This window comes from Halorhabdus amylolytica, assembly GCF_004944975.1.
Lineage (GTDB): Archaea > Halobacteriota > Halobacteria > Halobacteriales > Haloarculaceae > Halorhabdus > Halorhabdus amylolytica.
On sequence record NZ_SPQG01000002.1, the window covers coordinates 143332 to 168104 of the forward strand.

Annotated in this window: 25 protein-coding genes; 13 read left to right on the top strand and 12 right to left on the bottom strand. The window is 61.8% G+C overall.

Annotation, left to right across the window (positions count from 1 at the left end; translation table 11 throughout):
• Positions 1-22 precede the first annotated feature (22 nt).
• The 6 genes from E3374_RS03285 to E3374_RS03310 all read left to right on the top strand — a co-directional run bounded on the left by E3374_RS03285 (position 23) and on the right by E3374_RS03310 (position 6626).
• Positions 23-661 carry an FAD-dependent oxidoreductase gene (locus E3374_RS03285; protein ID WP_136687604.1) on the top strand — a complete coding sequence of 213 codons (639 nt, stop codon included), beginning with the start codon at positions 23-25 and terminating at the stop codon, positions 659-661.
• A 193-nt stretch (positions 662-854) separates the two neighbouring features.
• Complete coding sequence (ftsZ, locus tag E3374_RS03290; RefSeq protein WP_136687605.1) at positions 855-2015, top strand: cell division protein FtsZ; 1161 nt, start codon at positions 855-857, stop codon at positions 2013-2015.
• A 161-nt stretch (positions 2016-2176) separates the two neighbouring features.
• Positions 2177-3412, top strand: coding sequence for an ABC transporter substrate-binding protein (locus E3374_RS03295; RefSeq protein ID WP_136687606.1), 1236 nt, complete (start codon positions 2177-2179; stop codon positions 3410-3412).
• Positions 3409-5826, top strand: coding sequence for a methyl-accepting chemotaxis protein (locus E3374_RS03300; protein WP_136687607.1), 2418 nt, complete (start codon positions 3409-3411; stop codon positions 5824-5826). The genes E3374_RS03295 and E3374_RS03300 overlap by 4 nt, the downstream gene beginning before the upstream one ends.
• A gap of 187 nt (positions 5827-6013) precedes the next feature.
• Complete coding sequence (locus tag E3374_RS03305; RefSeq protein ID WP_136687608.1) at positions 6014-6187, top strand: protein translocase SEC61 complex subunit gamma; 174 nt, start codon at positions 6014-6016, stop codon at positions 6185-6187.
• A 1-nt stretch (position 6188) separates the two neighbouring features.
• Complete coding sequence (locus E3374_RS03310; RefSeq protein WP_136687609.1) at positions 6189-6626, top strand: transcription elongation factor Spt5; 438 nt, start codon at positions 6189-6191, stop codon at positions 6624-6626.
• Positions 6627-7105: 479 nt separating this feature from the next.
• Here E3374_RS03310 and E3374_RS03315 read toward each other — a convergent pair whose 3' ends face one another.
• From E3374_RS03315 to E3374_RS03325, 3 genes are all read right to left on the bottom strand, one after another.
• Positions 7106-7591: a cupin domain-containing protein gene (locus tag E3374_RS03315; protein ID WP_136687610.1), complete on the bottom strand. Its 486-nt coding sequence runs from the start codon at positions 7589-7591 to the stop codon at positions 7106-7108.
• A gap of 184 nt (positions 7592-7775) precedes the next feature.
• A complete protein-coding gene (locus E3374_RS03320) occupies positions 7776-8753 on the bottom strand; it encodes a phosphoadenosine phosphosulfate reductase family protein (protein WP_136687611.1) in 978 nt (325 codons plus the stop codon).
• A 70-nt stretch (positions 8754-8823) separates the two neighbouring features.
• A complete protein-coding gene (locus E3374_RS03325) occupies positions 8824-9405 on the bottom strand; it encodes a DUF7110 family protein (RefSeq protein WP_136687612.1) in 582 nt (193 codons plus the stop codon).
• A gap of 243 nt (positions 9406-9648) precedes the next feature.
• Between E3374_RS03325 and E3374_RS03330 the strand changes: the two genes are divergently transcribed.
• Positions 9649-11046 (top strand): FAD-dependent oxidoreductase, encoded by a 1398-nt coding sequence (locus E3374_RS03330; RefSeq protein WP_136687613.1) that lies wholly within the window; start codon positions 9649-9651, stop codon positions 11044-11046.
• A gap of 24 nt (positions 11047-11070) precedes the next feature.
• On the opposite strand, the gene E3374_RS03335 is transcribed toward E3374_RS03330, so the two are convergent.
• Complete coding sequence (locus E3374_RS03335; protein ID WP_136687614.1) at positions 11071-11409, bottom strand: 2Fe-2S iron-sulfur cluster-binding protein; 339 nt, start codon at positions 11407-11409, stop codon at positions 11071-11073.
• 80 nt (positions 11410-11489) lie between these two features.
• Positions 11490-12788, bottom strand: a complete 1299-nt coding sequence (locus E3374_RS03340) for a hypothetical protein (protein WP_136687615.1) — start codon at positions 12786-12788, stop codon at positions 11490-11492.
• A gap of 198 nt (positions 12789-12986) precedes the next feature.
• On the opposite strand from E3374_RS03340, the gene E3374_RS03345 reads away from it, so the two are divergent.
• Both E3374_RS03345 and E3374_RS03350 read left to right on the top strand, forming a co-directional pair.
• Positions 12987-14351, top strand: a complete 1365-nt coding sequence (locus E3374_RS03345; protein WP_136687616.1) for a geranylgeranyl reductase family protein — start codon at positions 12987-12989, stop codon at positions 14349-14351.
• A 197-nt stretch (positions 14352-14548) separates the two neighbouring features.
• Positions 14549-15016 (top strand): type IV pilin, encoded by a 468-nt coding sequence (locus E3374_RS03350; protein ID WP_136687617.1) that lies wholly within the window; start codon positions 14549-14551, stop codon positions 15014-15016.
• A gap of 19 nt (positions 15017-15035) precedes the next feature.
• On the opposite strand, the gene E3374_RS03355 is transcribed toward E3374_RS03350, so the two are convergent.
• The gene (locus E3374_RS03355; protein WP_136687618.1) at positions 15036-16313 is read right to left on the bottom strand and encodes an amidohydrolase; all 1278 of its coding nucleotides are present in this window, start codon (positions 16311-16313) and stop codon (positions 15036-15038) included.
• Positions 16314-16394: 81 nt separating this feature from the next.
• Complete coding sequence (locus tag E3374_RS03360) at positions 16395-16721, bottom strand: uS10/mL48 family ribosomal protein (protein ID WP_136687619.1); 327 nt, start codon at positions 16719-16721, stop codon at positions 16395-16397.
• A gap of 159 nt (positions 16722-16880) precedes the next feature.
• On the opposite strand from E3374_RS03360, the gene E3374_RS03365 reads away from it, so the two are divergent.
• Complete coding sequence (locus E3374_RS03365; protein ID WP_136687620.1) at positions 16881-17303, top strand: bis(5'-nucleosyl)-tetraphosphatase; 423 nt, start codon at positions 16881-16883, stop codon at positions 17301-17303.
• 53 nt (positions 17304-17356) lie between these two features.
• A complete protein-coding gene (locus E3374_RS03370; RefSeq protein ID WP_136687621.1) occupies positions 17357-18406 on the top strand; it encodes a DUF5787 family protein in 1050 nt (349 codons plus the stop codon).
• Between the two features lie 23 nt (positions 18407-18429).
• On the opposite strand, the gene E3374_RS03375 is transcribed toward E3374_RS03370, so the two are convergent.
• Together E3374_RS03375 and E3374_RS03380 are read right to left on the bottom strand one after the other, a co-directional pair.
• The gene (locus tag E3374_RS03375; RefSeq protein ID WP_136687622.1) at positions 18430-18921 is read right to left on the bottom strand and encodes a DUF5797 family protein; all 492 of its coding nucleotides are present in this window, start codon (positions 18919-18921) and stop codon (positions 18430-18432) included.
• Between the two features lie 55 nt (positions 18922-18976).
• Positions 18977-19429 (bottom strand): Mut7-C RNAse domain-containing protein, encoded by a 453-nt coding sequence (locus E3374_RS03380; protein ID WP_136687623.1) that lies wholly within the window; start codon positions 19427-19429, stop codon positions 18977-18979.
• 545 nt (positions 19430-19974) lie between these two features.
• Here E3374_RS03380 and E3374_RS03385 point away from each other — a divergent pair.
• Complete coding sequence (locus E3374_RS03385; protein ID WP_136687624.1) at positions 19975-21057, top strand: galactokinase; 1083 nt, start codon at positions 19975-19977, stop codon at positions 21055-21057.
• 56 nt (positions 21058-21113) lie between these two features.
• Here E3374_RS03385 and E3374_RS03390 read toward each other — a convergent pair whose 3' ends face one another.
• Complete coding sequence (locus E3374_RS03390; RefSeq protein ID WP_136687625.1) at positions 21114-22061, bottom strand: NAD-dependent epimerase/dehydratase family protein; 948 nt, start codon at positions 22059-22061, stop codon at positions 21114-21116.
• 335 nt (positions 22062-22396) lie between these two features.
• Between E3374_RS03390 and galT the strand changes: the two genes are divergently transcribed.
• A complete protein-coding gene (gene galT / locus E3374_RS03395; protein WP_136687626.1) occupies positions 22397-23368 on the top strand; it encodes a galactose-1-phosphate uridylyltransferase in 972 nt (323 codons plus the stop codon).
• A gap of 70 nt (positions 23369-23438) precedes the next feature.
• Here the strand turns inward: galT and E3374_RS03400 are convergent, their stop codons facing one another.
• Together E3374_RS03400 and rdfA are read right to left on the bottom strand one after the other, a co-directional pair.
• Positions 23439-24191, bottom strand: coding sequence for an IclR family transcriptional regulator (locus tag E3374_RS03400; protein ID WP_169051762.1), 753 nt, complete (start codon positions 24189-24191; stop codon positions 23439-23441).
• 251 nt (positions 24192-24442) lie between these two features.
• The coding region (rdfA, locus tag E3374_RS03405) for a rod-determining factor RdfA (RefSeq protein ID WP_345890576.1) at positions 24443-24773 on the bottom strand (331 nt) is incomplete at its 5' end.

Here is a 24773-nt window from a genome sequence, read left to right on the forward strand (position 1 = left end):
GATTCCAGCCGTAACACCGAACATGGATCGAACGATCACGACCGTCAGTGCTGTCCGATCGGTCGGCCCGGACGCGGTGGCGATCGACCTGGAGACGCCCGACGGATTCGATGCCCGGCCCGGCCAGTTCGTCAAGTTCTCACTCCCGGCGGCTGACGCGGCGCCGCGCTTTTACACCGTCTCCTCGCCGGTCGTCGACGAGACCTTCGAGATCACCGTCGAAATCGATTACGACGGGGAACTGGGACCGCATATCGCCGATCTCGATAGCGGCGACGAGGTCGCGCTCGCCGGTCCGCTGGGGAGCGCGTATTACGAGGATGAGGAGCGCGTCGTCGTCCTTGCGGGCGGCCCCGGCGTCGGTCCGGCGATCGGGATCGCCGAGCGTGCGCTCGATGACGGCGGGGAGGCAGCGGTCATCTACTGCGATGCGGAGCCGATTCACGAGAAGCGATTGGATGCCCTGGCCGACAGTGGCGCGTTCGTCCGCGTCCTCGAAGACGACGGGGCTGTCGCCGACGCTACCCGGGAGGCGATCATGGCCGAGCCAGACGAGCAGGTGTTCGTCTACGGGTTTGCTGACTTTCTCGACGTGGCGACCGATGCGGTCGAAGCCGCCGGCGGAAACGCCGAGGCGGCGAAGGTCGAGAACTTCGGATAAGTTCCCCGCGGGCGAACGCAACCTCGACAGCTCTTCTTCCAGGCCTTTGCACCCTCTTTATCGAACCCAATCACCCGAGGATGACAGTACTGCATCGGGTACTCGAAGTCGAATCCGCACGAGGGGAGGTCTGACACATGTCGGACAGGATGGGAAAGATAATTAGTGCTGAACTGCTACTGGTGATTTAAATATGGACTCTATCATCGACGACGCCATGGACGAGGCCGACGAAGACGAGGCACAACCACCGGCCGAGGAGGTCGAGGGGACAACCGAGACGGCGACCGAGGATGTCTCCACGTCGGGACAGATGACCGACGAGGAGCTGGCCGATGTCGTCGAGGACCTTGAGACGAAGATCACGGTCGTCGGCGCGGGCGGGGCCGGCGGCAACACGGTTACCCGGATGATGGAAGAAGGGATTCACGGGGCGAAGCTGGTCGCGGCAAACACTGATGCCCAGCACCTTGCCGACGAGGTCAAGGCCGACACGAAGATTCTCATCGGGAAGAAACGCACCGGCGGCCGCGGCGCAGGCTCGGTCCCGAAGATCGGTGAGGAGGCCGCCCAGGAGAACATCGAGGACATCCAGCAGTCCATCGACGGCTCGGACATGGTGTTCGTCACCGCGGGACTTGGCGGCGGCACCGGGACCGGCGCGGCACCCGTCATCGCTCAGGCCGCCCAGGAGGCCGGCGCACTGACCATCTCGATCGTCACCATTCCCTTTACTGCCGAGGGTGAGCGCCGACGGGCAAACGCCGACGCCGGTCTCGAACGCCTCCGCTCGGTCTCGGACACGGTCATCGTTGTGCCCAACGATCGCCTGCTCGATTATGCGCCGTCGATGCCCCTACAGGACGCCTTCAAGATCTGTGACCGCGTCCTGATGCGCTCGGTCAAGGGGATGACCGAACTGATCACCAAGCCCGGTCTCGTCAACGTCGACTTCGCCGACGTTCGGACCATCATGGAGAACGGCGGCGTCGCGATGATCGGCCTCGGAGAGTCCGACAGCGACAACAAAGCCCAGGACTCGATCCGGTCGGCACTGCGCTCGCCGCTGCTGGATGTCGAGTTCGATGGTGCGAACAGTGCCCTGGTCAACGTCGTCGGGGGACCGGACATGTCCATCGAAGAAGCCGAAGGCGTCGTCGAGGAGATCTACGACCGAATCGATCCGGACGCCCGGATCATCTGGGGCGCCTCTGTCAACCACGAGTACGAGGGCGAGATGGAAACCATGATCGTCGTCACGGGCGTCGAGTCCCCACAGATTTACGGTAAAAGCGAGGCAGAACGCGAGAAGGCGGCACAACGCGTCGGTGACGATATCGATTACGTGGAGTAATATTCTCGATTTCGGTCGACTCCCCTCGACTCGTTTGTCTGTTTGATGGTTTTCATCGACCTATCAACGCAGTAGATATATACATAATTTCATGCATTCGTTATCACTAATGAGATCTGCGACAGAGGATATTTGTTGGCACACCACACGATTTTCGATATATGGGAACAACTAGACGAGGATACCTCGGAAGACTGTCTGGCTTGGGAGCGATCGCAGTCTCTTCTGGGTGCCTGGGTCTGCCTTCAGGATCGGGAGGTACGATCGAATTTGGGGCCTTGGCACCGCTCAGTGGAGATCTCGAAGCATTGGGAAGACACGCGAAACGCACGGTCGAACGAGCCACGAAAGATATCAACGACGCCGGAGGAATCAATGGAAACGAGATCGAGTTGACTGTCCTCGATACTGAAGCGGACGTGGAAGTCGCAACCGAACAGTATCAGTCGCTTGTCGATCGGGATGTCGTCGGGGTCGTCGGCGGACTCGTCAGTGACGTCTCGATCGCGCTGGCTCCGGAGGCAGCCGGGGACAACATCATGATGGTTAGCTACGCGAGCACCGCCCCACAACTGTCGACTGCCGGTCAGGCCGACGGGCGAAAGTACTTCGGGCGGACTGTGCCAAACGACGGAAACCAGGCTGCAGTGATGGCGAAAGTCGTCGATAGTCCGCTATTCATCGACGCGGATTCGGTCGCCTTGCTCAGTATCGATAATTCGTTCGGTGCGGGCCTCGCTAGGTCACTTCAGGACTCGATCGATACGTCGATTGTCGCGGACGCTCGCTACGACCCAGGAGCGGAAACGTTCAGCGACACAATCGAAACCGTCTTCGAAAACGACCCGGATGCTGTTGCCTTCACCAGCGTACCCGGACAGGAGCGTGGGATCCTCGATGCATATGCCCAAACGGACTACGACGTTCCCTGGGTGTTCTCGGCGGGGATGTTCGGCGGTGACATTCCATCGTACTACGAGGGATTCTACAGTGCGTCGCTTTCTTCGGACCTAACGGATGGGTACTTCGATCTGATTCGGCGACTTTCGGACATCGACCAGCTCGAAACCTACGCTGCAAACGCCTACGACGCACTGTTTTTGATGGCCGCTGCAGCCGAGAAGGCCGGTGATGCCAGCGGCCCGGCCATCGCTGAGACACTCCGGTCTGTCTCCAGTGGCACGGGCCATACCGTCTCTGTCGGTGACTTCGACCGTGTCAGGTCACTCATCGATGCGGGGAGAGAAATCAACTATCAGGGAGCGTCCGGCAGCGTCGATCTGACAGCGAATCTGGAGCCGTTGAGTTCGTACCTGGTTCAGCGCGTCACTGACGGGACAGTCGAGTCGTTGGAACTGCTACAACCCCAGTTCTTCCAATCGGGTGGTGAACAATGAGCTCGCTTCGCAAACGATTCGTGGTGGCGATCGAAAGTGCGCTTCCGGACGTTATCAGGCGTCGCTACGCCGCAAAGTTCGGTGTGCTGTTGCTGGTTGTGGTTGCCGTCCTCGTCGTTGGCGGTGTGGTGATTCACTTCCAGACTGGCGGACTTGTCGAGTCCCAGACTGAAGAACAGATCCGTGGCGTTGCGGACTCGCAAGCCAATTCGATCTCGAAGTGGGCCGAAACCAAACAGTCAACGACATCGTTCCTTGCAGACTCGATCAGCGACCGTTCGGAATCGCTCTCGCGTGTCGATCACCAGCGATGGCTCGAAGGGAAGCTTATCGGATTACCGGCCGACGTCCGGGCGTTGCACTACGTGACGACCGCGGAAAGTGAAATCATTGCCAGTACTGATGACGATCTGACCGGGGCGTCGCTTGCCAGTGTCGAGGCGGCATGGACCGACAGTAGCGGTACAATCGTCACATCCGGTCCGACGGGAACGTCCCCGCCATACGAAAGCGACGGTCAGGATGTCATCGCATTCGTCCAGCCCGTCAGTGAGACGGAGTCTGTCGTGCTGACCGTGTCTCTTCAAGCGCGGTCTCACGAGTTCACGTCCCCGTTTGCGACCGGAGACGTGAAAGTCGTCAACTCCGACCGAACGATCATCCTGGACAACCGAAAGGCATCGATACTCGAACAGTTCGAAGCGACTGGTAACACTGGATCGGAGAGCGTCGATGCCGCGCTCAACGGTGAGACGGGATACGAACGCGTCTCCGCGGGTACGGGGATGGACGAAGGCGAGTACGTCATGGCATATACGCCGATCACCGGGACCGAATGGGCCCTTCTCTATCACGTCCCGTCAGATCGTGCGTTTGCACTGCAATCAGCCGTTACCCGGAACATCGCGTTACTCGTCGCACTGGCTGTCGGTGCGTTGATCCTCGTCGGGGCGACGATCGGTCGTGGGACTGCACGATCGCTTGCGACTGTTGCCGAAACGGCCGAAGACATCGCGAAAGGTGATATAAACAGTACGCTCCCCGAGACGACTCGTGTCGACGAAATGGGCCAGCTATACGACTCCTTCGCGTCGATGCAGGCATACTTGACAACTGCCGCCGAGCAGGCTGACGCGCTTGCAGAGCAGCGGTTCGACGATCCGGTCCTCGATGAAGATGTCCCCGGTGAATTCGGGCAGGCCCTCGACGAGATGGGGGAAGACATCCAGACGCTGATCACTGATGTCGAGCAAGCACGAGACGATGCCGAGGCGGCAAAGGAGGAGGCGGAGTCGATGGCCTCGGCGCTCGAAGCGAAGGCCACCGAGTTCAGTGCCGTGATGGATCGGGCAGCTGCGGGCGATCTCACTCAGCGGATGGATACCGACAGCGAGTACGAAGCGATGGTTGAGATCGCCGAAAACTTCAACGACATGGTCGCCGAGCTGGAAGCGACCATCGAGCGTCTCGAAGAGTTCGCCGGGACTGTCGATACGTCGACAGACACGATCTCCGCGAGCACCCGGGAAATCAAGTCCGCAAGCGAACAGGTAAGTCAATCGGTCCAGCAGATCGCTGAAGGAGCCGATCGACAAAACGAGAACATCCAGCAGGTCTCTCAGGAGATGACCGATCTCTCGGCAACGGTCGAAGAGATCACCTCATCGACGGACGAAGTCGCAACGAAGTCAAAATCGGCCGTCGAGGCTGGTGAGTCCGGCCGCACGTCCGCACAGCAGGCAGCTACGGAGATCGAGACGATCGAACGGAAGTCCGCCGAGACTATCGAGCAAGTCGAGGCTCTCGCGGCAGAGATGGAACGGATCGGTGAAGTCACGACGCTGATCGACGATATCGCCGACCAAACGAATATGCTCGCGTTGAACGCCTCGATCGAGGCGAGTCGCGCGGGTGACGCAGGCCAGGGCTTCGAGGTCGTGGCCAACGAGATCAAGACTCTCGCCGAAGAGACGCAGGAAGCCACCGACGACATCGAGTCGCTGATCGAGACAGTCCAGTCCCGGACAAACGACACGGTGGCAGACATCCGAGAGATGGACGAAAGCGTCCAGACAGGGAAGGAGACAGTCGAAAACGCGGCGGAGACGCTAACCGACATCGTTCGCCAGATCGAAGAAGCAAACGACGGTGTGCAAGCGATCAGTGATGCGACCGACGAACAAGCGGCCTCGACCGAAGAGGTGGTCGCGATGGCCGACGAAGTCGGGTCGATCAGCGAGGAGACGGCCGCCGAAGCCGAAAACGTGGCTGGAGCTGCCGAAGAGCAAACCGCTTCTATCACGGAAGTATCGGAGCGTATCGAGACGCTCTCCAGCCAAGCGGCCGATCTGAGAGATCTCATCAATCAATTCGAAACCGATGATACCAGCGGGACGGGCGAAGACAGACATTAGATTTCGATCGGAACTGTCTCGACAGATAAGTCGTCATCTTTCGACGAGTTAGTTCGGTCGCTGTTTCGCTCGTTTCAATCGCTGGGCGAGCTTCGATCCGTCTCGGCAATTGTCCTCTTGATCAGTACACTGACTAATCTTCGTCGCGCACCACAATATAGAAAAGCCATCAGTGGATACATCTGCTATGGACGTACCCTACGATCTCACGTCGTACGTGCGGGTGCTGAAGCTCGCAAGCACCCCGTCCTGGCAGGAGTTCAGCCAGGTCGCGAAGATTGCGGGCGCGGGTATCCTGCTGGTCGGGCTGCTCGGGTTCCTCATCTTCGTCGTCATGACGTTCGTGCCGGGTGGTGTCTGAGATGGGGATCTACGCCGTCAAAACCACAGCTAGCCAGGAGCGCACCGTCGCGGACATGATCATCAACCGCGAGGAGGAATCGGTCCACGCCGCGCTGGCTCCTGACAGTCTGACCTCCTACGTCATGGTCGAGGCCGACGACGCCTCGGTATTCGAGCGTATCCTCGACGAAATCCCTCACGCTAACGGTGTCGTCCAGGGAGAGTCTTCGATCAAGGAGGTCGAGCACTTCCTCTCGCCGAAACCCGATGTCGAGGGGATCGCCGAGGGTGACATCGTCGAACTCGTCGCCGGCCCGTTCAAGGGCGAGAAAGCCCAGGTCCAGCGCATCGACGAAGGCAAAGACCAGGTCACGGTCGAACTCTACGAAGCGACGGTCCCGATTCCCGTAACGGTTCGTGGGGACCAGATTCGGGTGCTGGATAGCGAGGAACGATAGTTCCTCGGACCACGTGAACGGATAGCGAGGAGCGTTGAGCGTAGCGAAACGCTCCTCGAAGAAATCGAACGGCGAGCGGAGCGAGCCGTGAGATAGCGAGGAGCGTTGAACGGAGTGAACCGCTCCTCGGGAAGCGCGAACGGTTTGGCCCGTCAAGTGGATCGAGGCCGGTTTTTTCGTCCACGTTTTTGCGTGAGTGGTCGTGAGCACAGCGAGACGTGACCGACGGGAGCGTCTCGGAAGGCCCGAACGGCGATAGCGCGGAACTCCGTTCCACGGACCGTTCGAGCGGGCCTTGCGCGGCGCGACGCGCCGCGAAGCCGAGGCGGTGAAACCGCCTCGCAGCCCGCGAGAAGAAGCCGTGAGGGGAGCGAACGACCCGAATGGAAAAGGTGGTCACAGGAACACGTTGGGACGCTGGAGAGACTAATCGAGAGCCTCGAAGAGTGATTGGCTGGGGACTGTTCGCGGTGTGGTCCCTATTCGCCGTCCCAGAACCCGACCCCGTCCTCCAGGCGGAAGAATTCGCTGATCGTTCGCTCGTCGGGGTCGCCACCCGGCGGGTCGCCCGCAGTGACGCCGACTTTTTCCGAGTCGGGATAGCCCATCACGTCCGGGTCGTCCATCGTCGAGACGACCAGATAGCGCAGGACTCCTTCCGAATCGTTGATCACCTGGTGGGCGCTGTTCTCGCCCGCGGGCAGCGCGACGTAGTCGCCGGCTTCTAGGGCGTCTTGCTCGCCGTCGAGCCGGATCGTCCCTTCGCCGTCGAGAACGTAGATCGCCTCTTCGTTGCCCGTATGGTAGTGGTACGGCCAGGCGGTTCGTTCGGCGGGGAGTTCATAGAGGCTGGCCCCCAGTCGCTGGCCGCCGGCCGCATCGCCCAACTGCTTGCGCTTGATGTGGGTGTCCTCGCGTTCCGTCTCGGTCCACTCGAGGTCGTCGGCGTTGACGATCCGCTCCATACCAGACGGTCAGCGGGCGACACCAAAAGCGTGGGTGGCCATCAAGAACGCAGACTGATCACGCCGTCAAGCGTCCGCGCGTGAGCGCGGTTCGCCGGACGCGGCGACGCCGCGTCCGGGTGTTTTTGGCCGAGCTTTTTGCGAGGAGGGTCGCCCTGCGACCCTCCGAAGTAAAAGGTCGTTCTTACATGTAGCCCAGGTCGCGCAGGCGTTCCATCAGGTCTTCCTTGTCCTGGGCGCGGCCGGCACGTTCGGTCGTGTTGGCCATGTCCTGGAGCCAGGCGGGTTCTTCGGCGGACTTGTCCGTACTGACCTGACTCCCGAGCGACCGGAAGCCGGCGAAGTACTTTGGCGAGACCGGAACGTCCTCCTTCTCGACGCCTTCAGGCAGGTCGTCCTGACCCTGCGGGACGTAGCCTTCCTCCGGAAATCCTTCGACCGTGTCCGGCACGACGAAGTTCCAGAAGGTTTCCCAGACGTCCGGTTCGGCGAATTGGAGGATCGGCTGGATCCGGTCGTGGGGTGGGTAGATGTCGGGGTCGTGACGCGAGCTGAAGAACGTCTCGTCGGCGCGGGCCTCCTGTTCGTCCCAGCGGACACCGCTGAGAATGCCGTCGACGTCGTGCTCTTCGATGGCGTCGTTCAGGGCGACGGTCTTCAGCAGGTGGTTGCCAACGTACGTGTCGAGCAGGAACGGGAACGTGTCTTCTTCGTATTCGAGGATGTTCCGGATGTGGTGCTGGTTGTGCTCGCTGAGGGCGTCAACAGGGATGTCGTCGCCGGGTTCGAGGCCGTTCTCATCGACGTAGTCGCCGACATCGGTGTTGCGCGCCCAGATCACTTCCAGGTCCCATTCGTCGGCCCAGTGCTCGACGAACTCGATGAGTTCCTCGAAGTGTTGGTAGTGGTCGATAAACACGACCGGCGGGACCTCCAGATCGAAGCGGTCTGCGACCTCCTTGACGAAGTAAAGCGTCAGCGTCGAGTCCTTTCCGCCCGTCCACATTACGACCGGATTGTCGTACTGCTCGAGGCCCTTTTTCGTGACCTCGATGGCCTTCTCGATCTTGTGTTCGGTACTGGGGTAATCGTCCGGCTGCTCGCCCTCGCCGTCGGTGTAATCGACATCGAGGTACTCGGGGAACTCCACTGCGCTCGTCATGAGTGTAATGAGATATAATTAGAACGTAATTGAGTCTTTCGGACTCCGTGGACAGCAGACGACGTGCGTCTCAGCGGATGAACTCGTTGTCCCGCCAGTCGACGGTGTCCTCACCGCGGTCCTCGGCGGGATCCTCGGTGACGTTGATCGAGGCCGGCGTCCGCTCGCCGTCCTCGATCCGGACGGCCTGCAGTTCCTCGTCGATCGCGACGATCGCGGTGAGTGTCCCCTTCTCGGCGATCTCGGCGACGTTACAGAGGACTTCGAACATCGGGAACTGCAGGGTCGTGTTCTGGAGAACGGTCTCGCGGTCGCCCTTGAAGCAGGCGTACTCGACGAGTTCCGACTCGATCTCTTCCTCTTCTTCCTCGGTCAGTGCACCCCACTGGCCGCCACCGCCCCCGGCGTGTGGCGGCTCGGGTTCCTCTTCGTAGACCCGGTTTTCCGTCACACTGGCCTTGAGCTGGGCCGTCGGCGTGTACTTGCTGATCGAGCCGTCTGTGGCGACGGCACTCAGTATCAGCGTGTTATTCCGTCGTGTGATGTCGACGTCCTCGATCTCGGGAGGCAAGTCCGGCTCCTCGAAGTGATCGTAGACGTCTTCGAGTGGCAATTCGAGCGTCGAATGGAGTCTGTATACGCGGCTCGTCATGGTTGGAACAGGGGGCGGGGCCATCTCGCGCGGCGGTCGAGTGACACCAGTGATCACTTCTACGTAGGTGCCCAGGCCATATAGGGCCTGCCCTTTCGGCCGTCTTCGGGAACCGTTCGTTTCCACCGGCGACTCCCCGAGCAATCCCGCGACCGAGTCGGGATAATCCCTTTCGTCAACCACGCTCAGATTGTTCCGCGACCAGGTCCAAACGGTTTTCTTCGCGCCGGCCCGTCCTCACGTATGAGCACGCACGTAGCTATCGTCGGTGCGTACGGCAGCGCCGGCTCCGCCGTGGCGGGCGAACTGGCCGACGATCCGGACATCGAATTGACGTTGATCGACGACGGCGATCCCGGCGGCGGCCTCTGTATCCTTCGGGGCTGTATGCCCTCGAAGGAGGTACTCTCGGCGGCCCAACACCGCTTCGCCGCGAGACACGATCCGCGACTCCGTGGCGACGCACACGACGTGGATCTCGAAGCCGTCGTCGAGCGCAAGAACGGACACACCTCGAACTGGGCAAAACACCGCCGCGATTCGATCGCCGACCTGGCCGAACGCGAAACTGTCGAATTCATCCACGACACCGCACGGTTCGTCGACGACCGGGTCCTCGAAATAGACGACCGACGGATCGAACCCGATTATGTCGTGATCGCGACGGGATCGAACGTCGCGATTCCGCCCATCCCCGGCATCGAGGACGTGCCGGTACAGACGAGTGCGGACGTCCTCGATCGCACCGAGTTCGGTGACTCGGGTATCGCGCTCGGTCTTGGGTACATCGGCCTGGAACTCGTCCCGTATCTGACTGAGGCTGCCGGCATGGATCTCACGGTCGTCGAGGCACTCCCCGAAGTGCTCGGCGAGGCCGACGCACCCTTCGGCGAGGAACTGCTCGCCTATTACCGCGAGCACTTCGATGTCGATGTCCTGCTCGACGCTGAAGGCGAGTCCGTCGAACGGACCGACGACGGCGTCCGTATGGATGTCGACGTCGGTAGCGAGACGCGGACGCTCGAAGCCGACGAGGTGTTCGCGTTCACCGGCCGCGAGCCGGCTCTCGATCGACTTGGGATCGAGAACACGTCGTTACAGCCCGGCGACGACTGGGTCGCCGATACGATGCAAGCTGTCGCGGACGACCGGGTGTTCGTCGTCGGCGACGTCAACAGTCGGGAACCGATCCTCCACGTCGCCAAGGAGGAAGGGTTCACCGCCGCCGAGAACGTCCGCCGACACCGGGACGGCGATCCTCTCGAGGAGTACGACAACGTTCACCATCACGTTATGTTCTCCGGGCTCGGCGTCCTGCCGTTCGCACGCGTCGGGCACTCTGTGGAGTCGGCTGCGACCGCCGATCTGGATTTCGTCACCGCCACGCGGGAGGCGTCGAGCGACGGTGTCTTCAAGACCAAGAACGTTGCAGACGGCCTCGCCCGGCTCGTCGTCGGGACAGACGGCACCGTGCTGGGCTATCAGGGCCTCCACTATCACGCCGACGTGATGGCCAAGACGATGCAACTCGCTGTCGAGATGGAGCTTGACGTCCGGGAAATCCCCGACCGCGCCTACCATCCGACGACGCCCGAGATTCTCGATGGATTAGTCCGGGACGCGGCGGCAAAACTCGACTAGTGCGTCCGCCTGAACGCTGTCGCGTCAGTCGTCCGCCGTGACCTCGCCGTCCGCGCTCGCGTCGACCCCGACCTCGTCCTCGATGCTGGGCGGATACTTCCCGCGGTCGAGTTTGAGGTCCGACTGCGGACGAGCCATACAGGTCAACGCGTAGTTTTCCTTTTCTTCCTCGGTCAGCCCGCGTGCAGCCGGTTGGGTCACCTCGCCTTCGATGATCTCCGCGGTACAGGCGAGACACATCCCGACTCGACAGGAGTACTCCTGGGCGATGCCTTCGTCGAGACACCGGCTCAGAATGGTATCGGTGTCCTCGACCTGTACGGTTTCGCCCGTGCCCACGAACTCTACGGTGTACTCGGTCATAGAACGGGGTATGAATGACGCCACCAAAACTCTTTATCAGCGTCGGAGGAAAACGACCGGCGACTATTCCGGACTGTGACTCACCCCGATTCCGTCTTTGATTCCGACAGCGATTCCCAGAACCAGATCTTCTTCAGCGGTTCCAGTGGCTTTCGATCGAGCCGGTCCCGCTCCTCCCAGGCGGTCATCGACGGGGCGATCGTGATCAGGTACGGTCCGACTCGCTTCGCGTACGCGTAGACGATGTCCCCGATGAGGTCACGGCTGTAGTCCTCGAGGGGATTGCCGAGTTCACCGCTGTCCTCGCGGATGATGTCACCGTCGTCGTTGAACGTCATTCCCTCGTCTTCCCGGAAAACGACGTACCCACTGTGGGGGTCGAGGACCTCGAGTACCTGGAAGTAATGGATCTGCTCCCATTCGTAGGCACCCAGTTCAGTCATCCCCTCGCTCGATACCGCCCCGTCGAGGAACGTCCCTCTCGCCTGCTCGGCGGCCTCCGCGCTCGAGAACCGCTGGATATCTATCAGTCGGGTCGGCTGATTGGTTTCCCGTGGGTGAGCAGCGAGGAACCCTCGTCCTGTGCGATCCTGTTCGACCGAGACCCCGCCGAAAATGTTCTCGAGGTCGCTGATGTAGTTTCGTCGTTCGAGTTTCGTCTCGAATCGAACCTGCCCCAGCTCCACATTGTGTCGTTTACGCGATCGGACGGGGGCGACATATTCGGTCTCCGGATGGGCGATGATGAACGTGAACGGATGAGATTTGTTGTAGTTCGATGACGTCGCGTACTCCAGCAGGGGTTCGTGGATCGGGCGTTCCGAGAACCGCTCGTTGATCGTCTCGGAACGCTGAATGTTGTCCAGGTAGATCCGTAGACTCGTGAGTTCGCTTTCGACCCGGTCCGTGTCGCTCCGTTCCGAGAAACGACGGATCGTATCGACGCGGCTCTCGATCTGGAAGAGGATGTCTGCCGTCGCCGTGAAGTCCTCCGAGTTTTCGAAGTGCGGCGCGAGTGTCTCCTCGAGCAGCGTCACGAACTCGTTGGCGGTCGACTCCAGACGACTGAGATCCGATTCGGACAGTTCCGGCTGGCGTCGAAGATATTCTGTCGTATCGTAAAGTCGCCCGACGAGGTTCTTGTACCGGACTATCGCGTTGAAGTAAGACGTACCGAACCACTCGATCTCCTCGAGGATCTTCCCCGTTTGATTCGCGAGCCCGGAATATTGGGCCTGTTGTTGCGTTTCCGTTGTCGTTTCCTGTACGGTTTCGGTTTCAGTTTTGGCTTCCGTCTCCTCGTTTTGATTCCCCTGATCGGACTGTTCCGTCTCCGTCTGTTGATTACTATTGAGGACCCCGCATCCAGCGAGCCCCACGATCGGTAACAAGGACACAGAACGAATCACGCTTCTCCGGGACGGATTCATGTTACTCTCGACAAATGACACAGAAGTAAATAAAATCCATGGTTGTTCCGTTCACATTCTCGTACCTCGACTCGACGGTCATTTCCCGATGCTGTTTCGGACTCCGGAGCGCAAAGAATTAACCCGTCTCGGCGTTGATCCGGTTGCATGACCACTGAAACGTACGACGTCGTCGTCGCGGGGGCCGGTACTGCCGGCTGTTATGCGGCGGCGACGGTCGCCAACGAGGGGCTTGACGTGGCGATCCTCGAACGCAAGTCCGAAGAGGAGGCCGGTCACATCGCCTGTGGCGACGCATTGAAAGGGGCGAGTCACTTCCCCGAGGCGATCCCACGCGAGCAGATAGAACCTGCTTTTACGAATACAGGCGTCGATCACGGTCGCTTCGAGATCCCCGCCGAAGATACGGTCGTCGACATTCCGATCCCGGGTGAACTCGCTGTCATCGACCGCTGGGAGTACGGTCATCGACTCATCGAAGGAGCCGAGGACGCTGGCGTCGACATCCACTACGATACGGTCGTACATGATGTCGTCCAGAACGGGGCTGTCGAAGGGCTCGAAGTGATCGAGAACGGCGATCCAGCAACGTACGAGGCGGAGATCGTCGTCGACGCCGCGGGCGCGCTATCGATCCTCCAGGACGAGGCCGATCTGGACGACGCTACCTTCGATACGAACGTCACGTACTCGCAATTCTGCTCGGCCTACCGGGAGATCGTCGAGGTCGAGCAACCAGTCCCCTGGGACGACGCGCTGGTGTTCAAACCGACGGAGCGCTCGGCCGGGTATCTGTGGTATTTCCCCCGCACCGAGACGGAGATCAACGTCGGCCTGGGGTTCCAGATGAACGAGGAGCCGATGGAACTGGTCGAGGCGCTGAAGCGTGACCTCCGGGAGCGCGAGGAGTTCCGGGGGGCGACCGTCGAGGACAAACTCGGCGCCGCGTTGCCGACCCGCCGGCCCTACGACTCGGCAGTCGCCTCCGGGTTCATGGCCGTCGGCGACGCTGCCGGTCACGTCAATCCTACCACGGGCGGGGGGATCGCCGGGGCGGCCTACGCGGGCAAGTACGCGGGCGAACAGGCCGTCGAGGCGATCGCGGACGGCGACCACTCGGAGCAAGCCCTCTGGAACTACAACGAACGCGTCATGGATCACTTCGGATCCCGCTATGCCGCGCTGGACGTCTACAATATCTTCAGTACGGCCTACGACATCGACGACCTGATGGGGTTGCTGGCGCGCCTGCCCGTCGGCAAACTTTCGGAGGCGCTTTACTCCGGCTCTACGGAGGTCAGCTGGGGCATGAAACTCAAGATGGCGGTCCAGAGCTTCGGCCACTGGGGCACGATCCTGGACCTCTACCGGACGAAGAACCACGCCGACGACCTCATGGACCACTATGAGGCCTACCCCGACTCGCCCGCCGACTTCGGACGCTGGCAGGAGCGTCGCGACGAGATCCTGGACCGCGTCTACGAAACGACCGGCGCCGAACCGAAGTACTGACGCGGCGGTCGGCCGACAGCAGTCACTCTCACGCCATCCATAATAGTTAACTTTTACCATGTTATACTTACACATGGTCAGGCACCGAGTGGGGGAATCCTCACGCCAGTTTGGCTCGACGGTCGAGTCGTCAGTGTCGGGCGGGGATCACCACTCGAACGATCGTTCGACGCGGCGTGGTGCCGGTGGGGGAAAACATGGACGGAGATCAGTTCGGACGGGACGGTTCGGCGATCGCACCAGTCGTCGGTGTGATCCTGATGATTGCGATCACGGTGTTGCTCGCGGCGACTATCGGAGCGTTCGTCCTGGAGATGGATATGCCCGATCACGATCCCATTACGGCTGTGGATTTCCAGATCACGCTCGAGGGCCCGGACGAATTGCGCCTCCGTCACGAGGGTGGCACCGCAGTCCCGGTCGAAAACACGTTCGTCGTCATCGACGGGGCGTCACCGTCGAGTGTCGACGGCGAGTATCCACTCGCGACCGTCGATCCGTCGCTCTCGCCCGAGGACAAGATGACGGCGGCGACGACGGTGCGGATCAACGACAGTGATTTCGGGACGTCGCCGGACTTCACCGCAGCGTCGATCACGATCGTCAGGGAGTCGTCCCAGGGGCAGACCGTCACGATTCACGAGTGGGACGGGCCGGACGCCTGACTCCGGGCCGTCCTGGCGTTCACTCTTCCCGGCCAGCTATCGACAGAATCGCCTCAGATAGCACCTCGACGCCGATCCCGATCGACGCCTCGTCGATGTCGAACGTTGCAGTGTGATGGCCACCTGGGTGGTTCGTCCCGATCCCGACGAACGTCGCCTCGCCCCCCTGTTCCTGGACGCGACGCATGAGGTACGTGGCGTCCTCGCTGCCACCCAGTTCCGCGCTCCGGAGCCGAGAGTCGACGGCTGATACCTCGCCGGCCGCGTCGTAGACCACGTCGAGCAGTCCCTCGTCGGGATCCGCGCTCGGAGCCTCGCCGGTTCGCTCGACAGTCACCTCACAGTCGTGCATCTCCGCGGCCGACTCGAGGACGTCGTCGGCCCGTTCGCTCATGTACTCCATCAGGCGGGTCGTCTCACCGCGCACCTCGCCGTCGATGTACGCCGACTCGGGGATGACGTTCGAGGCGGAGCCGCCGCCGACGTCGCCGGCATTGACTCGGGTCATGCCGTCGCCGTGACGCGGGATCGCGTAGAGATTCTGAACAGCTGTCGCCATCGCCTGGACGGCGTTGCGGCCCCGATCCGGGTGTCCGCCGGCGTGGGCCGAGCCCCCCTCGAACTCCGCCCGGAAGTTCGAGACCGCGAGGATACCGTCGATCCCGGCGACGACCTCGCCGGTCGGGTGCCCGAGGCCAACGTGGATCGCCAGCAGGGCGTCGACGTCATCGAGGTGGCCACTGTCGGTGATCGCCCGGCCGCCGCCGATGACCTCCTCGGCGGGCTGGAAAATCACCTTCAACGTTCCCCCGAAGTCGCTATCGGCGATCGCCTCGAGGACGCCGATACCGATCGTCGCGTGAGCGTCGTGGCCACAGGCGTGCATCGCGTCGTCGTGTTCGGCACGGAATCCTTCGGCGACCGGCTGGTGATCCGGGTCCGTGGATTCGTTTCGTGGCAGGGCGTCGATATCCACGCGGAGGGCAACGGTCGGTCCGTCGCCGCGCCGGAGGACCGCGATGGCGCCTGTGTGTCCGTCGTCGAGTCGGTCGAGTGTCGCGTCGTCGACGCCCGCCTCGCTGGCTCGTTCCCTCCAGCGGGCGAGTTCCTCTTCGTCGGGGACACCGGCTCTGACGTCGCTCGCGATGGCGTCAGGGCCGACGAACACGTCGTCGACGCCGATCCGTTCGACTTCCTCGAGGACCCGGGCCGTCGTGTAGAACTCTCGCCAGGCAGGCTCGGGGTGTCGGTGCAGATCCCGCCGAAGCTCTCGAAGGTGCTCGGGCGTTTCGACCATGTCTCCGCAGAATAGGTGTGGGTACGTAAACCGCTCGTGGTGGATTGTCGGGACGATCCGTCGGGTCAGGACCGACGACCCTCAGCGACCCGCGCCCTGCCGTTGCGCGACGGACGCCTCGACGTGGACGCGGTTCGGGAACTCCCACTCGGTCACGTCGCGGGCGAACTCGTCGTGACCGACAATCTCGATCGTGCGGGTGAAGACAGTGTATCGCCAGGGATCGAACCGTCCGCCGTCCGTGCTCAGCCCCTTCAGCTGGGGGACAGTGATGTCCTCGGGGGACTGGGGATGGGGGCCCTTGAGTTCGACGCCCTTGCGGGCGGCTGTCTCTTTGATCTCCGTCACTACGTCCTCGAGGAGGTCTCGGTCCCCGCTCTCGACCGTCAGTGTCGTCACGAACGGCATGCCGTCAGGTGATGGACGGTCGAGGTTCAAAAAGTCACCCTTTTGCCTGTCTCGATCCCTGCCACTCGAGGACAGTCATCGATCGATCGCCGACGAGTTCGCGTCGGCCGGTTTCGCGCTCCGATATCCTCTTAAGTTCCCCTGAATTATCGTTCGGTAATGATCCAGGCCACGAGCGCGGGAGCCATCCTCTTTCGCGACACGCGTGGCCAGCGGGAGTACCTGCTGCTCAAGAGCCGACCGGGGGACTGGGAGTTTCCCAAGGGTGGGGTCGAGGGCGAGGAGGAACTCCAGCAGACGGCCATCCGCGAAGTGAAAGAGGAAGCCGGAATCGAGGACTTCCGGCTCATCGATGGCTTCCGTGAGGACTACGACTACGTGTTCGAGGCGAACGGTGAGACGATTCACAAGACTGTCCACCTGTTCATCGCCAAATCATTCGAGGCGAGCGCCGAACTCTCTACGGAGCACCACGACCACCAGTGGCGTGACTACGAACAGGCGAAAAACACCATCACTCAGGACGGACCGCGCGAGATCTTCGAGGAGGCCCACGAGTTCATCGACGAGAAAGACGCCTAGGGCCGGCCGAGGGACCGTAACGCCTTCGACGGCCCGGTCCGTCCATCCATCTCGTGAGTAGTCGGGGATACCGCGCCGAGTTCGATTTCGAACTGCGGGTCTGTCAGTGGGCCGAGCGCGCCTGGCCCCCTGGACAAGACCACGACCGACCGGTGATCGTCGCCCGGCAACTCGGGACGAAACGCCGGCGATGGGACACGATCGTCCTCGAATGCGATCCTGATGCCCTCCGCGAGCGCGCACAGTTCGGGGCACGCGCACTCGATTCTGATCTGCTCGACGTGATCCCACACGCGCCCGCCGAGTGGGAGTACTACCGCGACGCACTCCCCGATCCCGGGTATCCCTGGCGGTACGTCAGGGAGGCGATCCACCGGGGCGACGATCGTGGTGTCCTCGACGTGCGGAAACACGGCGGCCAGATCGAGATCCGCCAAAAGCACGCCTATCCGGACTGGCTCGAGCGGATCATCGCCATCGAGAACAAACCCGACCTCGACGCCAGTGCGGCGCGGCGACTGGCTCCCCAACTCGAGCGGGACGTGGCACTCGGACTCGCGGACGAAGTCTGGGTGGCGACGGCCGCGACTGGTGATCTCATCGAACCCGCATTGCTGGAGGATTTGCCCGTCGAGGCCGGAATTTTAGTCATCGATCCCCCAGCGGGTGACGCCGAAGTGGCCTGGCACCCCCGGACGCTCGAGCCGACGAATCCAGGGACGCGCATCCGCGAGCGGCCGGCTGGCGGCGATAACGACGCTTCGGCCGCCCGCTTCGAGTACGTTGATCCCGCGTGGAAGGGGCGCAAACGCTTGGAAATCGCCGAACGAGCTTACGGGAGTGGGTGGCGTAAGTACGTCGACGCCATGCGCTCGGACTGCCGGCACTTCGGGACGCGGTGGACGGCGACTGGCCCGATACCGTCCTGTGGGGCGAAAGCGTGCCACCAGACGAGTTCGGAGTGTTGCGGATCCTGTCCGCAGTTCGAGCCCGAACCACCGACCTGGCGTTCGAAGGGGTGGCCCCTCTCCGGCGGGCCGGGCAAAGCCGTCGAACGCGTTCTCGATCGACGACGGCGACGCCACCGGTTCGGGCTGAAATGATTGTCCCTGGCGTATAGACCCGTTTATCCATCGAGAACTGACACTTCGAGTTCGTCGCGTTCGACCGCCAGCCGGAACGTCGGGACGGTCGTCCGGATGCGTTCGAGAAGCCCTTTATCAGTCAGATTCCCGAGCGCATTTCGAACTTCGTCGACGTCCGGATCGTGTCCGGCCCCTCTGAGATCTTCCAGGACGCTCACGACGCTTTGCGGTTCCTGCTCGGGTCCGGCGATGACTTCCAGGACGACCGCCTGGAGTTCGGGGACGTGGACCGTCCCGTCCTCGGTGCCTCCCTCGATCAGTCCCTCGTCTTCGACCAGCTTGGCCGCTTCCGGCGTCGCACAGATCAGGCTGTCCTCGTTGCGATAGTAGTACTCCCCGAGTTCGGATTCGAGATAGCTGTGGACTTCGCTACCGCTGTCCATGTCCCACCGTTCCTGCAACTCGGCGTTCTTCGTCGGCTGAAGGGCGACCACGTCTGCCAGCCGTTCGAGAGCGTCCTCGGAGAGCGTCATCGACGGTGGTTCGGCAGGGCGGTATTACAGCTTTCTGTCTTCGCCCGGCGATGCGTCACAGTTCCGAGAGAGTCTCCGCCACGTCGTCCCAGTGGCTCCCCTTCCAGAAGCACTGATCGCAGCCTTCACATCGCCAGACGCGCTCCGCACTCGGATCGGGTGCGTACTCGGGCGTCGAACCGGCTTCCGGGACCGCTTCGAGGCGATCGTTACACCGGCCACAGCGCGTCGGCGTTCCGGCCGGTGTCAGATCGAACCCCGCGTCGACGAGTTCCCGTAGCTGCTCGCGAACGTCGTGCGATTCGATAAGCAGGCTGTCCGGTGCGCTCGCGGCGAGCGAGCGGTCGCGTGTGAGGACCGTCCGTCCCTCTTCGCTGGCGATAACGAGAAGCCGATCGTCCGCCTCCACCCCGCGATCCAGCGCGTAGGCTGCGTCGTCCCCGCACATTCGAAGATACGTCGCGAGCTTGCCGAGCATGGCGTCGAGGAGGTACCGTTCGGATCCCATCGCCCGTTCCCAGTACGTGATTCGTCACCAAAAACGATACCTTCGGCTGCCTGTCCCGGCTGCCCACGTCTGTCGTCCGCTTCGTCCCGTTGAGGACCGGGATAGTAATATACGCTTCCTTATCATTTTCTTAATTCATAGTTCATATTATCATTATATTGGCCGGGGTAATTCGAATCAAATCAGTTCGAAAACTAGGTCTAGATGTCTTTTCTTACCCCAGGTAGTGATATATCTTCATCCAAAGTTAAAATTTTCCATATTTATCGGATAGTTCCAGAATTTCCAATCGATACATGCGGAAATAAGATTTATTTTAGCGAGTATATCTGGCTATTAGCTGCTGATTAGCCAAAAATAGATAGCTATGTATTGGTACTGAGCGCTCAGAAAAAGTAGACATATATTGTTATTTATGATCTTGGCCGAATCCCGTTACCAGTCGTCGACCCGATCGCACGGTGACGGTGGAAAGGAGCGAACAGTCCGGCGAGAGGAGTCGCCAGGCTTAACATGCTGGCCCGAATCTCCGAGATCGATCGAGCATGACTGCTGGAGACACATACCGGGTCGTCTCGCCCGGCCGCGTCAATCTGATCGGCGAACACACCGACTACACGGGCGGGTACGTCATGCCGCTGGCGACGGACCTCCACACCTCCCTGGAGGCGACGCCGGCGCGTGACGTGACTGTCTCCTCGGATGCCGTCGAGTCGAGCTATTCGTTCGCGACGGACGACCTGGAACGAACGGACGACTGGATCGACTATGTCAAAGGGTGTTATGCGGTCCTCCAGGAAGAGGGCTACGAGCCCGGCGGGTTCAACGGTGAACTCAGCGCTACACTGCCCATGGGGGCGGGATTGAGTTCCTCGGCGAGCCTCGAACTCGCGGTCATGGCGTTCCTGAACGAAGCCTACGATCTGGGGCTGTCCCGCGAGCGGATGGCGTTGCTGTGTCAGCGCGTCGAAAACGATTACGTTGGCATGTCCTGTGGGATCATGGATCAGTTCGCCGTGGCGCTGGGCGAGGACGGTCACGCGCTGTTGATCGATACCGACACGCTCGGGTACGAACCGGTTCCGATGCCTGAGGATTTAGCCGTCGTCGTCTTCCACACCGGCGTCTCGCGGGAGCTGGTCGACTCGGCGTACAACGAGCGCCGCGAAACCGTCGAATCGGCCATGGAGACGCTTGACGTCGAGACTTCGAAGGCGATCTCCGAGGACGATCTGGATGTCCTCCCGGCGCTTCAGGCCGAACGCCTGGGGTACCTCGCTCGCGAGAACGACCGCGTCGAGGCGGCCAGGGAGGCGCTGTCGGCCGGCGACGTCGAGCGGTTCGGCGAGTTGCTGGTCGCGGCCCACCGGGACATCGCCGAGCACTACGAGGCGTCCTGTCCGGAACTGGACTTCGTCGTCGAGGCCGCCCTCGAAGAGGGTGCCTATGGTGCGCGTCTCACCGGCGCGGGGTGGGGTGGTGCGGCCATCGCGATCGTCGACGAGGCGGACGCGGAACAGTTCGCCGAATCACTCCGAGCGACCTACACCGAACAGTTCCCGGATCTCGCCCCGGAATCCCATCTCGTGATCCCCTCGGCTGGCGTACGCGTCGAGAAAACCGACTGACGACCATTTTTGCTCCGTCGTTCTCACCGAAAAATAGGCGGTCGACGTGAACGTCCTCAACTCAGGTGTGGTTCGTTTTCGGGATCGTCGAGGATCTCTCGTGCGCCCTGGCGGACGGCCTGGTCGCTGGGAGTGGAGGGTTCCCAGCCGAGCGCGGCGAGTTTCTCGATCGAGAGGCGCATCTTGGGGACGTCGCCTTCCCAGCCACGGTCGCCGCCGGTGTACTCGTAATCCGGGTCGACGTCCATTTCGTCGCTGACGATGTCGGCGATGCGGTTGACGGAGGTGGTCGTTCGCGTCCCCAGGTTGTAGGTGTTGACCGGCCGGGCGGCGTGTTCGACGACGTAGCACATCGCGTCGATGCAGTCTGCCAGGGACATGTAGGATTTCTCCTGGCGGCCGTTACCCCGGATGGTCAGCGTCTCGGGATCTTGTGTAAGCTTGTAAATAAAGTCGGGAACAACACCAGCGCCGTAACGCGGTCCGACAATATTGGCAAACCGGAAGTTCCAGACGGTGAAACCGTGATTGTGGGCATACACCGAAAGGAGGCTTTCCTCCGATAGCTTGGCCGCGCCGTACTCACTGATGGGTTCCAGCGGAGCGTAATCCTCCGGCGTCGGTCGCGGTGCCTCCCCGTAGACCGTCGACGAGGAGGTAAAGGCGATGTGTTCGACACCGACCTCGTCCATCCGTTCGAGGATGTTGTAGGTCATCTCGCCGTTCGTTTCGAACTGGTTTCGCGGTTCGTCGGCGTTGACGTACTTGTCGGCGGCGAGGTGAAAGACGACGTCCGTCTCGGCGTCGATCGCCTCGGCGACGACGGTCTCGTCGGTCAGGTCCCCTTCGATGAACGTCGCTGCTTCGGGAACGGATTCCCGGATGCCGTTCGAGAGGTCGTCGACGACGACGAGGTCGTTGTCGCCGACGAGTTGCCGGGCGAGTGCCGAACCGATCAGTCCTGCGCCTCCCGTGACGACGATCCGCCTGTCGCTCAGTTCCATACTCCGCAATGGCACACTGTCAATAATAGAAGTTCCGGTGCTCGCCAGAGTGTTCCGACAGTGGGCCCCGTCGGTCGTCTTCCGGGGATGGCGGCGAGTGGATCGGGCGACATCGAATGCAGAAACCCCCGGTTCCTCCCGTGTGAGGCGGTCACCGTCTACCGGTCTCCGATAGAACTATTATGTTGGATGCGCAGGGTCGATTCGTACACCAATGCGCAGCCATCGGACTACCAACCACAACGATCGGTACGTGGTCTTCTACGAGTTCGACAACGAGAACGCTGATGATACTGCGGATTCGGCGGGATCCGACAGGTCGGGAGGGGCCTGACATGACCGAACGTCGCTGGGACCCGACGCTTCAGGAGTGGGTCGTCACCGCGACCCACCGCCAGGAACGGACGTTCAAACCGCCCGAGGACTACTGTCCGTTCTGTCCGACCGCCGAAGATGCCGAGTATCCGACAGCGATCCCCGAACCCGAGTACGACATGGCCGTCGTCGAGAACGGCTTCCCTTCGCTGCAGCCGGACCCACCCGAACCGGCCGTGGAGGGGACGGACCTTTTCCCGGTCGAACCCGCCAACGGCCAGTGCGAGGTCGTCCTTTTCACCCAGGATCACGACGGGCAGATGTCCGAGGAATCTGTCGAGCGGTTCGTCAACCTCGTCCAGCTATGGCGGGATCGCTACGAGACTCTCGGCGCAGTCGAGGACCACGAGTACGTCTACATCTTCGAGAACAAGGGCGAAGAGGTCGGTGTGACACTTCATCACCCTCACGGTCAAATCTACGCCTATCCGTTCGTTCCGCCGAAGATACAGCGCGAACTCGATTCGAGTTCGGATCACCTCGCGGAAACCGGTCGGTGTCTGTTCTGTGACGTGATCGAATCGGAGCGCGATGACGGCCGACGGATCGTTGCGGAGAACGACTCCTTTACGGCCGTCGTACCGTTTCACGCGCGCTGGACGTACGAGGTTCACGTCTACGCGAACGATCACGTCCCCTCGATGGCCGCGTTTTCCGACCGTCACGAGCGCGAGCTCGGCGCCGTACTCAAGGAGGTACTCGTGAAGTACGACGCGCTGTTCGGCTTCGAGATGCCGTACGTCATGGCGACTCACCAGCAGCCGACCAACGGCGAGGGTGAAGAGTACGCGCACTTCCACATCGAATTCTACCCGCCGTACCGCACGGCGGAGAAGCTCAAGTATCCCGCCGGCAGCGAGCGTGGCGCAGGTGCGTATATCAACAACAAACTCGCTGAGGAGGCGGCCGCTGACCTTCGGGACGCTACCTGACCGCCCCGACGTCAGCCGGGTCGGAGACCAGCGGCCCCTCGGCGTCGTGTTCCGGCGGGACCGAAGCGCGTCAGTCGGCCCAGACGTTCTCCAGGGACTTCGACGCGCTGACGACGAGACTTGCGTCTGCCTCGAGGTTGCCGTCGAGCAACTCCTCGGGTCTGCTGGTGACTGCGATCGATCCGAATGGATACCCGTTGGCACCGATGACGGGTGCCGCGATCGCCTCCACGTCCGCCACGTACTCGCCGTGATCCTCCGCCAACCGTCGTTCGCGGACGGTCTCGAGTGCGTCCTTGACGGCCGCCGGATCGGTGAGGGTCGCGTTCGTGTGGGCCGCGAGGTCGCCGTCGAGGATCGTCTCGCGTTCGTCTTCGGGGAGGTACGCCAGGACGGCCTTCCCGGCGGCGGTGGCGTGTAACGGCAGTGAGTCGCCCTCTACGATCGGTTGAATGGCCGTGTCCGAGGGCACGCGGCTGTAGACGACGGCGGCGATACCTGCCTCGTAGACGATCAGGGCGACGGCGTGTCCGATCGACGCCGACAGGTCGTCGACGGTCGACTTGACCTGTTCCGGTACCAATCTGTCCCTGACATCCGTTCCGAGCGTCCAATAGCGTAGCCCCGGCCGGTACGTGGTCCCGTCCTCGACGAGATATCCTCGATCGGTCAGGGTCCGCACGTGCTTGTAGACGCCTCCCTTCGATCGGTCGAGGCGGGACGCGATCTCGCTAACCCCGGCGCCGTCGAGGTCCGCAACCACCCTGAGGACGTCGAGACTCGTGTGAACTGCCTTGACGCTTGGTCCGTCGGATCGATTCATACGTCCGGAATGGCGTCCCCGGGATAAATATCGTTCGCCGACTGTGAACGACGGTCCCGTCGATGATCCGTCCGTGTCGGATTGTGTCCGGTTACTTCTCGAAGGACCGGGACTGCACGTCGTCGTTCGAACAGTCTCGGCGAACGGACGTACGCCAGCGGCGAACACGATGACGTGATGGCGGTCCATTGCCCTGTCTTCCGTGCTCGTTTCATTAATTTACAAACGCGTGTTTGTAAAATAGGGGGCCTTCACTCGCCATCCGTGCCCCCTCTTTCCCTGTTACAGGCACACCCGCCGGCCGCGAGGAGGTCCTGGATGGTGTACGAGCGGCCACACGCCTCGCAGGTGACCCGGATCGAGACACTCACGGCGGGTTCGGCGATGTCGATCTCCCCGACGTTCTCCAGCCGTTCGACCGTTTCACTCACCACGCTCCGGGAACGCGACCGGGCCCACTCGGTGGTACTGACAGCCTCTTCAGGAGTGATAGCGGCCTCCCGGCCGGTGTCCACCGACAGACAGTCGTTCAGGTGTGTTTTGACCGTGGCGTGGGAAACCCAGTCGTCGGTAACGGCGTCG